Here is a 16,911-nt window from a genome sequence, read left to right as displayed (position 1 = left end):
GCATGTCATTAGAGCCGAAGGACGGTAGAAATGGCTACTAGGTGTTTCTTCACAAAATCGTCACGCGGATTTGTGATGGTATAGAAGGCGCAGTGTCTGCGGTGCTAACCACACCGCAAGACAAACGGCGCCTACAGGGGCATCACGCGTGACATAGCCAGCCGTTCCTGAGTGAGCGGCCTAAGGGACGTGCGTATGGAGTCGCAGCGCAACGGAGCAGGTCGAGGCCATCTCCATGGATTCGGCTTGAAGCAGCGAGGTGGGCTATCGCTGGTCACTTGGACTCTTTGGCTGCTATGCAGCGCGTTGCTCTGGGCCGGTACGGTCCAGGCGCAATCCACCAGCTATGTCTACGACGCCAACGGTCGCGTCGTTGCGGTGACTTCGGCCAATGGGACAAGCGTCCAGTACGGCTATGACACGCTAGGTCATACCAGCCAGGTCAGTGCCCCGCTTGCGCCCGGACAGATGGCCATTTTCGCCTTCATGCCCACTCATGGTGAAGCGGGCACCCAAGTTACGATTCAAGGCCAAGGCTTCGACAGCAACGTAGCCAACGATACGGTGAGCTTCAACGGCACGGTGGCAACGGTGCTTTCCGCCACGGCAACCCAGCTGGTGACGACAGTGCCGAGTGGGGCCACCACTGGGCCGATCAGTGTGACAGCGGATGGTCAGACGGCGACCAGTGCCACCCCCTTCGTGATCGACGACACGGGTGTGCCGCCGAGCATTACGCAGGTCAGCCCAACGGTAGCATCGGTCGGCAGTACAGTGACTGTCACCGGTACCAACCTGAACCCGGTCTCGGGCAACACCACACTGCAGATGAACGGCATGGGCATGGTGCTGGCTTCAGTCGCCGAGACGCAGCTGCAGTACACCGTGCCAAGTAATGCAAGCAGCGGTTACATGACGGTGGAAACCCCTTATGGAACAGCAACCAGTGCTACACCCGAGATTGTGCTGCCCACTGGGGTCAGTGCATCTAGCGTAGTCAGCACGGCTAACGCCACTGTCAATGGCGCGAGTATCAATTTGAACATCGGCGCGTCAGGTCAAATCGGCGCCATGACCTTCATCGCGCCCCAAAGTGGTTGGGTCAGCTTGCAGGCGAGTGCGATCACGACGACGGCTGGCAGCATCAGCTACACGGTGTATGGACCGGGCAACGCCGTGGTTCAGCAGGGCAGTATCTCGACCTCCTCGCCATCCATCCATCTGCCGCATCTGGTGGCAGGATCGACTTATCTGGCGTTGTTCACGCCAAGCGGTGCCGGGGCGCAGCTGACGATGGGCGTCCAAACGAATGCGTGGTTGACCAGCAGTGTGCAGGCCACGGTAGCCACTTCGGTGGCGGGAGCCAGCCAACGCGTATTGTTCCAGGCCACGGCGGGACAGAACCTGGCCTTCCTGATCAACAGCACCAGCACCAACCCGTCCGGGCATAGCGTCACCTACACCGTCTATTCGCCAAGCGGCGCGAGCTATACCAGTACGTCCACGGCCAGTACGGGGGTGATCAATTTCGGCAGTTTGGCCACGGGTGGCACATACCAAGTGATTGTTGCGCCAGGCAGCGGGGTGACCGGCACGATGCAAGTGGAGATTGAGCCTGGTGTGGGAGGTGCATTGAGCGCGACGTCCCAAAGCTATACGACCAATATGTCAGGTCAGAACGCATATTTGACATTCACTGCCAAGCAAGGGGAGAACCTGGAGCTGACACTCAACAATGTCAGCGTGACCGGTAGTAGCTCCAACCAGCTCAATGTCTATGTCTACAACGCAGCCGGCAGCCAAATTGCCAGCTTCTCATGTGCGGGAAGCAATCCTGGTGGCAGTTGTATGCAGCACTTGTGGTACATGGCGGCCGGTACTTACACGGTGGTGGCTGCTCCCAATAGTGGTGGCACGATCAGCTTCAACGCATTGCTGCAGGACGATCTGATCGGCCCGGCGGTAGCAACGGGCGGTACGGCCAACATCAGTCTGGGCGCGGGGCAAGTTGAGCGGTTGACGTTTAACGCGAACGTGGGCGAAACGGTGGCCTTGAACGTATCGGGCATCACGACGACGCCGCCAGGCCAGACCGTGACATTTACGGTATACAGCCCGAGCGTGGGCCAGGCGATCACGACTAACACATCGTCCTATACCTCCTTCAGTCCAAGTGGCTCAGAGGTAGTGAATCTGTCGAACTTGCCCGTAAGCGGTACTTATACGGTGATTGTGTCGCCGAACTACGGGCTGCCAGCCACGGCGCAGTTCAGTGTGGTACCAGGCGACACGGGCACACTTGTCAGCAACAGTGCGTCACAAAGCTACGCAGCCAATGTGTCGGGCCAGAATGCATACCTGAACTTCACAGCGACACAGGGTGAAAACCTCGAGTTGACCTTGAACAACATCAGCGTAGCCGGGGGAAGTTCCGATCAGTTCTACGTGTATATCTACAACCAGACAGGCAACCAGATTGCAGGCTATTCCTGCTCGGGCACCTCGCCGGGTGCCAGCTGCATACAGCACTTGTGGTATCTGGCGGCTGGTACCTACACCGTGGTTGCCACACCGAACTACGGGGGCGCGATCAATTTCAATGCATTGCTGCAGGACGATCTGATCGGCCCGGCGGTAGCGACGGGCGGTACGGCCAACATCAGTCTGGGCGCGGGGCAAGTTGAGCGGTTGACGTTTAACGCGAACGTGGGCGAAACGGTGGCCTTGAACGTATCGGGCATCACGACGACGCCGCCAGGCCAGGCCGTGACATTTACGGTATACAGCCCGAGCGTGGGCCAGGCGATCACGACTAACACATCGTCCTATACCTCCTTCAGTCCAAGTGGCTCAGAGGTAGTGAATCTGTCGAACTTGCCCGTAAGCGGTACNGCGTGGGCCAGGCGATCACGACTAACACATCGTCCTATACCTCCTTCAGTCCAAGTGGCTCAGAGGTAGTGAATCTGTCGAACTTGCCCGTAAGCGGTACTTATACGGTGATTGTGTCGCCGAACTACGGGCTGCCAGCCACGGCGCAGTTCAGTGTGGTACCGGGCGACACGGGCACACTTGTCAGCAACAGTGCGTCACAAAGCTACGCAGTCAATGTGTCAGGTCAGAACGTGTATATGACGTTCACGGCGACGCAGAACGAGAACCTGGAACTGGCGTTCAACAACGTCAATGTGACCGGAGGAAGCTCCAATCAGTTCTACGTGAATGTCTATAACCAGGCAGGTAGTCAGATTGCGGGCTTTTCTTGCTCGGGCACCTCGCCGGGTGCCAGCTGCATACAACACTTGTGGTATCTGGCGGCCGGTACCTACACCGTGGTTGCCACACCGAACTACGGGGGCGCGATCAATTTCAATGCATTGCTGCAGGACGATCTGATCGGCCCGGCGGTAGCGACAGGCAGTACAGCCAACATCAGCTTGGGCGCAGGACAGGTTGATCGGTTGACGTTCAATGCCAACGTCGGAGACACGGTGGTGTTGGACGTATCAGGCGTAACGACTACACCTTCAGGCCAACCCGTCACGTTTACGGTATACAGCCCGGGCGTTGGCCAGGCGATCACAACAAACACATCGTCCTTTGCCTCCTTGAGTCCAAGCAGCTCACAGACGGTGAATCTGTCGAATTTGCCGGCGACTGGCACTTATACGGTAACCGTGTCGCCGAACTACGGGTTGCCCGCCGCTGCGCAATTCAGCGTGGTGTCCGATACGGCCGGGGCGGCGCCGACGTATGGCACGCCCACACTCGCGGTTGGCGGTGCGACTCAAGGTGAAAGTTCGGTTAGTGCTGGCCAGAGTGTCACCATGACATTCAACGCCACCCAAGGCGATAACCTGGAGGTGGGTTTCAGCAACGTCAGTGTGACAGGTGGCTCAGAGTTTCTTTACAACATCTACAACTCAGGTGGCGCCAATATCAGCGGTGAGCAGGGATGCTTTGCAGGTAGCAACTGTCGGTTTTCCCTGTGGAACCTGGCAGCCGGTACGTACACAGTGGTGGCAAGTCCGGTAGGTTCGACTGGCCCCATCAGTTTCAGCGCACAGGTTCAGCCCGATACCATTGGTCCCGCACTCACGGTGAATACCCCCGTGGCAGTCAATCTCGGGGTGGGGCAGGTGGAGCGATACACCTTCACGGCCAACGCTGGGGATACCTATGCGCTGCAGTTGTCAGGAGTGACGAACGGCCCCGTGTACGCCAACGTATATCGTCCTGACACCGGGGCGATCACCACCGGCAACTACTACACGACCTTCAACACAGGTAGTTCACAAACGATCAATCTGACGAGTCTGCCTGTCAGTGGCACGTACACCGTTGTGATCTATACCGGGGGAGTGGCCTGGGGGACTCCCGCTACTGCGCAGTTGACGTTGGCGTCGGGTGTAACGGGGACGCTGACCAGTGGCGGAGCAATTCAGAACTATGCCAGCTCAGTGAGTGGTCAGTCTGTCTATGTGAGCTTCAACGCCAATCAGGGCGACAATCTGGAGGTGAGCTTCAGCAACGTCAGTGTGACAGGTGGCTCAGAGTTTCTTTACAACATCTACAACTCAGGTGGCGCCAATATCAGCGGTGAGCAGGGATGCTTTGCAGGTAGCAACTGTCGGTTTTCCCTGTGGAACCTGGCAGCCGGTACGTACACAGTGGTGGCAAGTCCGGTAGGTTCGACTGGCCCCATCAGTTTCAGCGCACAGGTTCAGCCCGATACCATTGGTCCCGCACTCACGGTGAATACCCCCGTGGCAGTCAACCTCGGGGTGGGGCAGGTGGAGCGCTACACCTTCACGGCCAACGCCGGGGATACCTATGCGCTGCAGTTGTCAGGAGTGACGAGCGGTCCTGTGTACGCCAACGTGTACCGTCCTGACACCGGGGCGATCACCACCGGCAACTACTACACGACCTTCAACACAGGTAGTTCACAAACGATCAATCTGACGAGTCTGCCTGTCAGTGGCACATACACCGTTGTGATCTATACCGGGGGAGTGGCCTGGGGGACTCCCGCTACTGCGCAGTTGACGTTGGCGCCGGGTGTAACGGGGACGCTGACCAGTGGCGGAGCAATTCAGAACTATGCCAGCCCGGTGAGTGGGCAGTCTGTCTATGTGAGCTTCAACGCCAATCAGGGCGACAATCTGGAGGTGAGCTTCAGCAACGTCAGTGTGACAGGTGGCTCAGAGTTTCTTTACAACATCTACAACTCAGGTGGCGCCAATATCAGCGGTGAGCAGGGATGCTTTGCAGGTAGCAACTGTCGGTTTTCCCTGTGGAACCTGGCAGCCGGTACGTACACAGTGGTGGCAAGTCCGGTAGGTTCGACTGGCCCCATCAGTTTCAGCGCACAGGTTCAGCCCGATACCATTGGTCCCGCACTCACGGTGAATACCCCCGTGGCAGTCAACCTCGGGGTGGGGCAGGTGGAGCGCTACACCTTCACGGCCAACGCCGGGGATACCTATGCGCTGCAGTTGTCAGGAGTGACGAGCGGTCCTGTGTACGCCAACGTGTACCGTCCTGATACAGGGGCGATCACCACCGGCAACTACTACACGACCTTCAATACAAGCAGCTCGCAAGCGATCAATCTGACGAATCTCCCCGTCAGCGGCACGTACACCGTCGTGGTTTATTCCGGGGGGGCAGCGGCGAGCGCGCAGTTGATGCTGACATCGGGTGCAGCGGGGACGCTTAACAGTGGCGGCGCGATTGAGAACTTTGCCGGCACAGTGGGCAATCAGGATGCCTATGTGACCTTCAACGCTAATCAGGGCGACAACCTGGAATTCAATTTTAGCAATGTGAGCGTGACGAATGGCTCGGAGTTCGAGATCAATATCTACAATGCAAGTGGTGTCAATATCAGTGGCTTGCAGCCGTGCTTCTCTAGCGATTGCCGGTTTGCCTTGTGGAACATGCCGGCTGGTACCTACACGGTGGTAGTGAGCCCGTCAGGGTCGACAGGTGTTGTCAGTTTTAGTGCGCAAATTCAGCCCGATATCATTGGTCCCGCGCTTACGGCGAATACACCGGTGACCGTCAATCTCGGCGCGGGCCAGGTAGAGCGCTACACCTTCACGGCCAACGCCGGGGATACCTATGCGCTGCAGTTGTCAGGAGTGACGGGCGGTCCTGTGTACGCCAACGTGTACCGCCCTGATACAGGGGCGATCACCACCGGCAACTACTACACGACCTTCAATACAAGCAGCTCGCAAACGATCAGCCTTACGAATTTGCCCGCTAGTGGTACTTACACCGTTGTCGTTTACACGGCAGGTCCTGCCGCCGCCGCACAGCTTGCTCTGTTGCCCAATACGACCGGAACACTTTCCACAACCGGTTCCATAGGGAATTTTGCGGCAAGTGGCGCGGGCGATGAGGTACCCATGACGTTCTACGCTGCCGCCGGGTCCAATTTGGAGCTGACACTAAGCAACGTCAACGCATCGGGTGCTAGCACCAATGGCTTCGAAGTATTTGTGACCGATCCCAATGGATCGCAAGTTGCCAACTTCTACTGCTATGCAAGCAGTCCTGGTTCAAGCTGCGCGCAGCCGCTTTGGAATCTGATCGCAGGCACTTACTCCATTTCCGCTGTGCCGGTCTTCGGCGGGACGATCAGCTTTAGTGCGCAGCTCTCGCCCGATCTTGTCGGTCCAGCCTTGAGTGCTGGCACCGCAGCTAATATCAGCTTGGCAGCAGGCCAGGCTGAACGCGTGACCTTCAACGCCAACCAGGGCGGCAACATCGTGCTGCAGTTGGCCGGTGTCAGCACCACGCCGGCCAATCAGAACCTCTATGTGGATGTGTATGAGCCGGATGTGGGCGAGATCACCACAGCCGATGCCTACGGCAGTTTCGAAACGTCCGGCTCCAACAGCCTCAGCCTGACGAACCTGCCGGTAAGCGGCACCTACACCGCCGTGATCCGGACGGGCACCGGCATTCCTGCCAGTGCGCAGCTTTCCTACGCCACGCAGTAGTCACGACAGTTTGTTGTAACGGATGCAACGCCATTGTGTTTTGAAAAGGAATAGGGGATATGAAGGCAGAACGGATCACCATCGGATGTGTGGGACTGGTCAGCCTGATTGGCATCGCCATGCTGAGCGCTATCGCACTGGCGCTTCCCCCAGCTACCACGCCGGAACGCATCCACAGCGCCGACCACACCTACTTCCTGCCGCCGTCTGCCGAAGTCAGTGACGTGTTGCTCCCCGACGGCCGCACCTTTGAGTTGCATGGTGCCGAAGGCGTGGCCTATCTGATGGATGGCGGTACACGCCACGCACTGACACTGCCCGAACGCCGCCGCTTCGCCTCCGTCACCGTGCTTCCCGGTGGACAGGTGCTGCTATGGGGCGGCATCGACGACCACGGCCAAGTGTTCGAGGCCGGCGAGTGGTTTGATCCGGCGAGCGCCCGTTTTGTACATACCGGCGTGCTGGGTCTGCCCGCCCGTGCGGGCCACACCCTCACCGTGTTGAGCGATGGTCGGTTGCTGATGACGGGCGGTTGGTCCAGCGATGGCACACCTGCCACACAGTCCGTGGTGTGGGAACCGAAGTCGCACGAGCTCACCCCATTGACTGATGTCCAGACGCCACGCATGGAGGCAATTGCGACCTTGCAGCCCGATGGCAGTGTGCGCATCAGCGGCGGTGTCGATCCCAAAGGCTTGGCACTGTCGACAGCTGTGCGTTTCGATCCCGAGCAGCAGCAGTTCCACACCGTTACGGCGACCGCCACAACGGCGGCCGCCGTCAAACCCGCCATCACTTCGCTACCCGGCGTCGACACGCAGGCCGCACCTCTTACCGGTCCGCTGACGCTGCGCTTCAACACCGCGATGGACCTGCGTGCGTTGAACCCTAAGACCGTCACGCTGCTCGGTCCGGAAGGTGCGGTACCGATCCGCGTGGTTGGCACCAACGAAGGTCGCCAGGCCTTCGTGCAATTGCCGGACGATCTCTATCCCGGTTCGCGCTACACGTTGTTCGTCAAAGGCTTGCACACCGTGCAAGGCGCACCGGTGCCCTATACGGTGCTCGGCTTCACCACGGCGCATACTGCTGCCATCGGCGTCGTGATGGCTGGGCAGGGAGCCCTGCCAGTCCCGCATCTTGCGACTTCTGATGACACCACGACCGGCGAGCCGCCCTTGTACCTGATGGCCGGCAGCGGCCAAGCAGCGGCATGCAGCAACCCCAAGGATCAACTGTGCCGCGCCCACAGCTTCGTGCGTGACGGCGCGTTCTATCCGGGCCAGAACAATGCGCCCGATGCCACCGGGGGCCACTGGCGTTTGTACGCCAAGTACCAAAGCTTGCCCGACACACACGCATTAGAAGCCGCGCTACCTAAAGGTGCCACCGCCCTCATCGGCCAGGTTCGCCAGATCGATGAAACCCCGGTCGCCAATGTCGAGGTCAGCATCGGCGACCAGGTGGTGAAGACCGATGCGCAAGGCGTGTTCGTGCTGAAGGGACTTGCGGCGGGTCGGCAACAAGTGTTCGTCGATGGCGGTTCGGCCGGTCATGGCGACATCAAATACGGTCGCTTCCTGGTCGGCGCGGATGTGAAAGCCAAAACCGTCACGCACATGCCGTTCGTGATGTATCTACCGCGCATCCTGCCGCGCGATGAAATCACCTTGCCCGCGCCGACCACGCGCGAAGTGGTGCTGCGTCATCCGGATATGCCGGGGCTGGAACTGCACATCCCGGCTGGCGCCGTGTTCAAGGATCGCAACGGCCATGTGCTCACGCACATCGCCATCGTGCCGACGCCGGTGGATCACGCGCCGTTCCCGCTGCCAGACAACTTCCCGATGTACTTCACCATCCAGCCGGGTGATGCGGTGGTACAGGGGCTGACGCCGGATGCGGCCAAGGGCATCCGGGTGGTGTATCCGAACTACGGCCACGACAAGCCCAATACGGCGAGTGACTTCTGGGTGTACAGCGCCAAGGATGGGTGGCAGATGTATGGCGGCGGGCATGTGACGCGTGATGCCAAGCAGATCGCGCCAGATCCCGGGGTGGCCTTGGTGTGGGCGATGGGCGCGGGTGTTTCAACCAGTAACCAGAATGCGCCGACCACGCAAAAACCAAACAACTGCACCAAGGGTCAACCTATCGATCTCCAAACCGGCATCATGTTCCATGAATGGAATGACCTGGCGATCAAAGACGTCCTGCCATTGACGCTGACGCGGGCCTATACCTCCGACGACAGCAACTCGCACATGTTCGGTGTCGGCGGAAACTCCAATTTTGGCATCCATCTGTATAGCGCCAGCAGCAACTTCACTACGCCACAATTGGTGCTTCCTTGCGGCGAGGCCATTGCCTTCAACCAGATCGCTGGTAACTCCACCAGTTGGCCGCTCACGGGCGATGTGTGGGAGCACACCGGCACCAACTCCGCGTTCTACGGTGCGACCCTACAGTTCTTCACCGGTACGCCCATTGGTGAGTACTGGCAGATCACGATGAAGGACGGCACCGAATACGGCTTCGAAAGTGACGTGCCCAACCAGCTGAAGTGGATCCAGGACCGCTTCGGCAATGAAATCCTGCTCAACTACAACGGCGGTCTGGTTGACCAGGTCGTCTCGCCCAGCGGCCGCACCATCACCCTCAACTACGACAGCAGCAACCGTGTGTCGACTGCGGTGGACAACAGTGGTCGCACTGTCAGCTATGCGTACAACAGCGCCGGCAGTCTGGCTACCGTCACCTATCCGGACCAGACCACCGAGCAATACACCTACGACAGTAACAAGCACATGCTGACCATGCGGGATCGGCGTGGGACGGTGTGGGTGACCAATCAATACGACACTAATGGACGTGTCGTTCAGCAGACCTATGCCGACAACACGTCCTACCAATTTGCCTACACCACCAACAGCAGCAACGTGGTGACAGCGACCACCGTGACTGATCCCAATGGCAACCAGGAACAGCTGGCATTCGATCCAGTCAGTAGCTATGTGGCTTCGGATACCCGAGCCTATGGCACACCGCTAGCGCAAACCACCACGTATGTGCGCGAACCCTCCGGCCTGATCGACAGCGAGACCGATGCGCTGGGCCGTACCACCGCCTTCACCTACGACGCCCTCGGCAACGTGCTGAGCGTAACGCGCCTGTCCGGTACGTCCAGTGCCGTGACCACGAACTTTACCTACACCAGCGCCTACAGCCAGCTGGCCTCGGTCACCGATCCGTTGGGCCATACCACCAGCTTCAGTTACACCAACGGCTGCCTGACCCAGGTCACCAATGCCCTGGGTAACAGCACGACGATTCAGTGCAACGGGGCCGGCCAGCCGACCGCCGTGCAGGATGCGTTGGGCAACGCCGCCAGCTTCGCCTACCAGGGCTACGACCTGCAAAGCATCACCGACCCGTTGAACCGCACCGTCAACTATGCCGTGGATACGTTGGGCCGCCGTATTGCCACCCGCGATCCGCTGGGCAACGTGACGCTGACTCAGTACGACACCAACGATCGGGTGACTTCCGTTACCGATGCGTTGAATCAAACCACGGCGCTCACCTATGACGGCAACGGCAATCTGTTGACGGTGACCCTGCCCAATACCGGGGTCATCCAATACACCTACGACACCCGCAACCGGCTCATCACGCGCACCGATGCCATGAGCCAGAGTGAGTCGTGGACCTACGACGGCATGAACAACGTGCTCAGCCACACCGACCGCAAGGGTCAGGCCACTGATATCAGCTATGACGCACTCAACCGACGCAGTTTGGTGTCCTATGCCGACGGTTCCGGCATCCAGGCCAGCTACGACGCCGGTAACCGCCTCACGGGGCTGGCCGATTCCACGAACGGCACGCTGAGCTGGGGCTACGATGGCCTGGACGATGTCACCGCCACCACGACGCCGCAAGGCAACGTCAGCTACACCTACGACGCGGCGCAACGGCGCACCAGTATGACGCCCGCCGCGCAAGCCTCTGCGAGCTATACCTACGACAACGCCAACCGTTTGACCGGCATCGCCCAAGGCAGCGAAACGGTGCAGCTGGCGTATGACACCGACAACCGGCGCACCACGTTGACGCTGCCCAATGGCATCAGCGTCGCCTACGGTTACGACGTGGCCAGCGAGCTGACCGGGCTCACCTACACTCAGGCCAATGGCAACACGCTGGGCAATCTGGTCTATGGCTACGACAGCGACGGCCGCATCAACAGCAAGACAGGGACTTTCGCGACTGACACCCTGCCGACCCCGACCACACAAGCTCCGACCTTTGACCTCAACGACCGGGAGACCAGCTTCAACGGTACGGCGATGAACTATGACGCCGACGGTAACCTGACCTTTGACGGCACCAATACGTATACGTGGAATGCGCGAAACCAGCTCACGCAGGTGAGCCAGAATGGTGTCGTTCAACTGAGCTATGCGTACGATGCAACGGGGCGAAGAATAAGTAAGGCCGTACAGAATGGTGCGCCGACGCTGTTTCTCTACAGTGGTTTCAATGCTGTGCAGGAGACGCAAGGAAGCGCTATCAATTCAATCTTGGTTGGTCTAGGTATCGATGAGCGTTATGCACGCAACGATGTGATCGGTCGCACGTACTATCTAAGCGATGGTCTGAATAGCACCATCGCTCTCACTGATCCGACCGGAGCGATAAGGCAACAGTACAGTTACGACCCCTACGGTAGCGTGACACCGAGTGACACAACCACCGGTTTTACCAATCCGTACCAATACACGGGACGTGAAGTGGATAGCCCCGGTCTTTATTACTACCGGGCACGTTACTACAGCCCGCCGATGGGCGGATTTATTAGTGAAGATCCACTGGGTTTTGGTGGCGGGCAGCTTAGCTTCACGGCTTATGGCGGTAGCGATCCAGTAGGTAACATTGATCCGTCAGGCTTGGAGTCCGCGCGATCATTTTGCGGTATGAGCAACAACTCAACGGCGGCATGGGCAGGTTGTTCTGCTCCGATTCCGGAGTGCACGCAACCGTGTGGTTGCGGTAACAGCGGTGCTGGGAAGGCTTTGGCTGCTATGGCAATGATCATGGCTATGGGTGGCCCTGAGGATCCGATTGGTGATATAGCGGCTTGGGAAGAGTTGGCTGCTGACACTGCTATTGATACTGATGCAGATGTGGCGGCCTCCACTCCCATTGGAAGGTCCGGAAATCCACTGGATGTGGCTGACGGTACAAATGCACCTGGATCAGTTGGTGACCTCGACTATTCCGGTCATGCATTTGACGAGATGCAGAGTGATGGAATTATGCCGTCAGTTGTTCAAAATGCGGTGGAAAATGTTGCGCCAGTCGCAGGAAAAGAGGCCGGTACAACTGCGTATTTGGATGCAGCCAATAACATAACAGTGATTACTGACACTGCGTCTGGAAGGGTTATCACGGTATCGCGCGGACTAATCAGGCAATAGGAATATTATGAAAAACTTTGAAGAAAGCGATTTTAATCAGCGTCAGCTGCAAATGATGGCTGGTGAGATAGCCCTGTTCAAAGGCGAAGAAATCTCATTGGGTGATCTTGTAAAGAGACTGAAAGCTCTTCATCGAGCGCTGGAATCACCGAGTGATGATTGGAGTGAAAATTTCCTCAGTGAGTGGGGCTCTCTCGAAACTATGCGGGCAGCGGATCTTGATCGAAAGGAGCGGGGGGTGGCTGCAAGCTATGACGAGACCGCTGATATTCGTGTGCGGGCTCTTGCATCCGAAGCGTTAGAAAGGCTTGATCACCTTGTTCGTGAAAGGCTAAAAAGCGAGTAGGGGTGGGCACGGATGATCGGAAAAAATAATGGTTCCAGGTTCAGTTTGTTCTGATGTCGAAGGATGTGAAAACTGAGATGATCGGCCCATGCATCGCGACATCCTTGCCGACCATCCCGAATTTGCCGCCACACCCGGCATCGTGGAAAACATAGAGCGTGTGGTTGCCGCTGCCGAAGCGGTGAGTGGCAACCACGACGGCGCGCTGGAATGGCTAACGAAAGCCTCCCTTGCTACGTTTGATGGCAAGACGCCGCTGGCCGTGATCGGCGACGGTCGCACCGACGATCTGTTGCATTACCTCGCCTCGATCGAATCCGGTTACGTGGGTTGAGTGCTGCCGAGCACGTGACATCGGTAGCAACTGAGCCGCGCTACCGATGTCACGTGGAGCATGCCGATGAGTTCCATGACCCCCGCCATCAACCTTGAGACCGCGTTAGAGATCCTGGCGGCCTGCGCCGGGTTTATCACGACGGAGCTGCTGAAAGAGCCGCGCAGCGGTTGCCCTAACCAGGAGCGCATCGAGGGTTACCGCCAGGTGCTTGCGGAGCTGACAATTTGCCTACACCACCAACAGCAGCAACGTGGTGACAGCGACCACCGTGACTGATCCCAATGGCAACCAGGAACAGCTGGCATTCGATCCAGTCAGCAGCTACGTGGCTTCGGATACCCGAGCCTATGGCACACCGCTAGCGCAAACCACCACGTATGTGCGCGAACCCTCCGGCCTGATCGACAGCGAGACCGATGCGCTGGGCCGTACCACCGCCTTCACCTACGACGCCCTCGGCAACGTGCTGAGCGTAACGCGCCTGTCCGGTACGTCCAGTGCCGTGACCACGAACTTTACCTACACCAGCGCCTACAGCCAGCTGGCCTCGGTCACCGATCCGTTGGGCCATACCACCAGCTTCAGTTACACCAACGGCTGCCTGACCCAGGTCACCAATGCCCTGGGTAACAGCACGACGATTCAGTGCAACGGGGCCGGCCAGCCGACCGCCGTGCAGGATGCGTTGGGCAACGCCGCCAGCTTCGCCTACCAGGGCTACGACCTGCAAAGCATCACCGACCCGTTGAACCGCACCGTCAACTATGCCGTGGATACGTTGGGCCGCCGTATTGCCACCCGCGATCCGCTGGGCAACGTGACGCTGACTCAGTACGACACCAACGATCGGGTGACTTCCGTTACCGATGCGTTGAATCAAACCACGGCGCTCACCTATGACGGCAACGGCAATCTGTTGACGGTGACCCTGCCCAATACCGGGGTCATCCAATACACCTACGACACCCGCAACCGGCTCATCACGCGCACCGATGCCATGAGCCAGAGTGAGTCGTGGACCTACGACGGCATGAACAACGTGCTCAGCCACACCGACCGCAAGGGTCAGGCCACTGATATCAGCTATGACGCACTCAACCGACGCAGTTTGGTGTCCTATGCCGACGGTTCCGGCATCCAGGCCAGCTACGACGCCGGTAACCGCCTCACGGGGCTGGCCGATTCCACGAACGGCACGCTGAGCTGGGGCTACGATGGCCTGGACGATGTCACCGCCACCACGACGCCGCAAGGCAACGTCAGCTACACCTACGACGCGGCGCAACGGCGCACCAGTATGACGCCCGCCGCGCAAGCCTCTGCGAGCTATACCTACGACAACGCCAACCGTTTGACCGGCATCGCCCAAGGCAGCGAAACGGTGCAGCTGGCGTATGACACCGACAACCGGCGCACCACGTTGACGCTGCCCAATGGCATCAGCGTCGCCTACGGTTACGACGTGGCCAGCGAGCTGACCGGGCTCACCTACACTCAGGCCAATGGCAACACGCTGGGCAATCTGGTCTATGGCTACGACAGCGACGGCCGCATCAACAGCAAGACAGGGACTTTCGCGACTGACACCCTGCCGACCCCGACCACACAAGCTCCGACCTTTGACCTCAACGACCGGGAGACCAGCTTCAACGGTACGGCGATGAACTATGACGCCGACGGTAACCTGACCTTTGACGGCACCAATACGTATACGTGGAATGCCAGAAACCAATTGGTGCAGGTGAGTCAGAACGGTGTGGCTCAGCTGAATTACACGTATGACGCAATGGGTCGTAGAACGAGTAAGGCGGTGCAGGGTGGCACGCCGATGCAATACCTCTACGATCGCTTTAATGCGGTGCAGGAGACTCAGGGTAGTGCAGTCAATCCGATCCTCACCGGGTTGGCGATCGACGAGCGCTTTGCACGAAACGATGTGACGGGAAGGACGTACTTCCTCGCCGACGGGCTCAACAGCACGATAGCGTTGACCGATCCGACTGGGGCGGTCAAAGAGCAATATAGCTACGACCCGTATGGCAGCGTGACGCCGAGTGACACGACGACGGGTTTCACGAACCCCTATCAATACACCGGAAGGGAAGCCGATACCGCAGGCCTGTACTACTACCGCGCGCGGTACTACAGCCCGCTTATGGGCGGATTTACTAGCGAAGATCCCGCTAGATTTTTTGGTGGGCAGCTCACGTTTTACGGTTACGCCGGAGGAAATCCGGTCATGTACCGCGATCCCACTGGTAAGTTCATACCCGAAGCGGCGGTTGGAGCTGGTGTCGGCCTCGTTGTCGGAATTATTGGTGGCGTGATAGCGGGCGACTGGGGTAATGGCGGATGGGCCGGGATAGAGAAACTGGCCGCCGATGGCGGCGCGGGAGCTGCATCGGGACTTTGGATTGGTATGACGGATGGAATGAGTTTGGTTGGTGGCGTAGCGGCGCGTGCGGTATTGAGTGGTGGAACCGAGGTTGCTCGTGAGGCTGTTACGTCAGGTATAGACGGATGCGGTATTAAATTTTCAAACCGCGACATTCTTGGTGCCATGTTTGGTAGTGTTTTGGGTGATGCAGTGGGTGGTGCCGTCGCCGGTAGCATTGCGGATGATGCGTCGAGTGCGGCACACCAGGCGTTTTCTGCAGATGACTTCGGGATGCCAGGGACGTGGGCTGGTAGCGTTGCATCTGGCGCGAGTAATGCTGGATATTCTGCGCTTGATAGAGCGGAGGATGGGAGTAACCAATGATTGTTGGTCTTTCTTATTTGATAGTTGCCATTGCTCTCCCGTTGATCATGCTGGTTATGCGATCAACGAGCAGAGGCGATAGTGGAAATGGTGATGAGTTCCGGTATCAATCAGGTTGGGCGCCTGTGATGCTGGTTTTCTCCGGTGTGCCTGTTGTGGCCGCCTTAGTTATTCTTGTGGTGATGTGGCCAAATGTCAGCGGCATCCAGTTTTTGATCGTTGCACTGGTTGCTGCTGCTGTTTCCTGTTACTTCGTTTACGGCTATAGATATTTGAAGGATTTTTGTATTTCGGCCGATGATGGTGGGATTGAAATTAAGACGGTATGGGGCGCTAAGAAGGTAGGCTTTGATCAGATCAAAAAGATCGTTTTGCTCCAGGGTGGGCGAGGTGAAGAGGTCCTGGAGGTTTATGATGCGAGTGAAAAACGAGTTCTTAGGCTTACCGATAGCCTTAATGATCTTCAAGGATTGTGTGGCCTGTTGAGAATGCGGGCTGGTAAGTTTGGTGCGGTTTATAAGCGCAGGGATAAGTGGGGTAAGTGGTCATAGTTCAATACGTATACGTGGAATGCACGCAATCAGCTGACAGCGATTACGCAGGGCAGCAAAACGCAGATGAGCTATGCCTACGACGCGTTAGGCCGGCGCATCAGCAAAGCAGTGTAGGGCGGCGCGCCGACGCAGTTTTTGTATGACGGTGCTAACGCTGTGCAGGAGACGCAGGGAAGCCGCACTCATCGTTGGAAAACAGCCCACCAGCGCTGTTTGCCGAGATGATGCGGATGACTCCTAAACTGCCGATGGCTCTACCTTAGGCCGCTACAAATACGGGGATAAGGTCAGCCTGAAGCGTCCTCGCTGATTCGATCCAGTTGGAAGTAGAGTTCCACCCCAAGGAGCTCTGCATGAAAAAGTCGAAGTTCAACGAAGAACAGATTGTCCGGATCCTCAAAGAAGTCGAGGCAGGCGCCA

The 16,911-nt window shown here is 58.3% G+C and carries 8 protein-coding genes; all 8 read left to right on the top strand.

Annotated features, from left to right (window positions below; genetic code table 11):
* The first annotated feature begins 195 nt into the window (after nucleotides 1–195).
* Nucleotides 196–2,961 carry an IPT/TIG domain-containing protein gene (locus ISP19_RS11570; RefSeq protein WP_425489218.1) on the top strand — a complete coding sequence of 922 codons (2,766 nt, stop codon included), beginning with the start codon at nucleotides 196–198 and terminating at the stop codon, nucleotides 2,959–2,961.
* Complete coding sequence (locus ISP19_RS11565) at nucleotides 2,961–7,013, top strand: beta strand repeat-containing protein (protein ID WP_204682233.1); 4,053 nt, start codon at nucleotides 2,961–2,963, stop codon at nucleotides 7,011–7,013. The genes ISP19_RS11570 and ISP19_RS11565 overlap by 1 nt, the downstream gene beginning before the upstream one ends.
* A gap of 59 nt (nucleotides 7,014–7,072) precedes the next feature.
* On the top strand, nucleotides 7,073–12,493 hold the full coding sequence (locus ISP19_RS11560) for an RHS repeat-associated core domain-containing protein (RefSeq protein ID WP_204682231.1): 5,421 nt from the start codon (nucleotides 7,073–7,075) through the stop codon (nucleotides 12,491–12,493).
* Nucleotides 12,494–12,500: 7 nt separating this feature from the next.
* Entirely contained in the window at nucleotides 12,501–12,839 is a 339-nt protein-coding gene (locus tag ISP19_RS11555) for a hypothetical protein (protein ID WP_204682228.1), read from the top strand.
* An 88-nt stretch (nucleotides 12,840–12,927) separates the two neighbouring features.
* The gene (locus tag ISP19_RS11550) at nucleotides 12,928–13,173 is read left to right on the top strand and encodes an antitoxin Xre/MbcA/ParS toxin-binding domain-containing protein (protein WP_204682226.1); all 246 of its coding nucleotides are present in this window, start codon (nucleotides 12,928–12,930) and stop codon (nucleotides 13,171–13,173) included.
* Nucleotides 13,174–13,239: 66 nt separating this feature from the next.
* Nucleotides 13,240–13,452, top strand: coding sequence for a hypothetical protein (locus ISP19_RS11545; RefSeq protein ID WP_204682217.1), 213 nt, complete (start codon nucleotides 13,240–13,242; stop codon nucleotides 13,450–13,452).
* The gene (locus ISP19_RS11540) at nucleotides 13,430–15,937 is read left to right on the top strand and encodes an RHS repeat protein (RefSeq protein WP_204682215.1); all 2,508 of its coding nucleotides are present in this window, start codon (nucleotides 13,430–13,432) and stop codon (nucleotides 15,935–15,937) included. Before ISP19_RS11545 ends, ISP19_RS11540 begins: the two co-directional genes overlap by 23 nt.
* A complete protein-coding gene (locus ISP19_RS11535) occupies nucleotides 15,934–16,488 on the top strand; it encodes a hypothetical protein (protein WP_204682213.1) in 555 nt (184 codons plus the stop codon). Before ISP19_RS11540 ends, ISP19_RS11535 begins: the two co-directional genes overlap by 4 nt.
* The last annotated feature ends 423 nt before the right edge of the window (nucleotides 16,489–16,911 follow it).

The organism is Dyella flava, from assembly GCF_016904955.1.
Lineage (GTDB): Bacteria > Pseudomonadota > Gammaproteobacteria > Xanthomonadales > Rhodanobacteraceae > Dyella_B > Dyella_B flava.
Note: the sequence above shows the minus strand (reverse complement) of the source record. Positions and strands in the feature narration are given on the sequence as shown.

What these genes read in the sequence shown, in the direction of transcription:
- ISP19_RS11560 (WP_204682231.1), top strand. Translation starts at nt 7,073, where the DNA reads ATGAAGGCAGAACGGATCACCATCGGATGTGTGGGACTGGTCAGCCTG.
- ISP19_RS11555 (WP_204682228.1), top strand. Translation starts at nt 12,501, where the DNA reads ATGAAAAACTTTGAAGAAAGCGATTTTAATCAGCGTCAGCTGCAAATG.
- ISP19_RS11550 (WP_204682226.1), top strand. Translation starts at nt 12,928, where the DNA reads ATGCATCGCGACATCCTTGCCGACCATCCCGAATTTGCCGCCACACCC.
- ISP19_RS11545 (WP_204682217.1), top strand. Translation starts at nt 13,240, where the DNA reads ATGAGTTCCATGACCCCCGCCATCAACCTTGAGACCGCGTTAGAGATC.
- ISP19_RS11535 (WP_204682213.1), top strand. Translation starts at nt 15,934, where the DNA reads ATGATTGTTGGTCTTTCTTATTTGATAGTTGCCATTGCTCTCCCGTTG.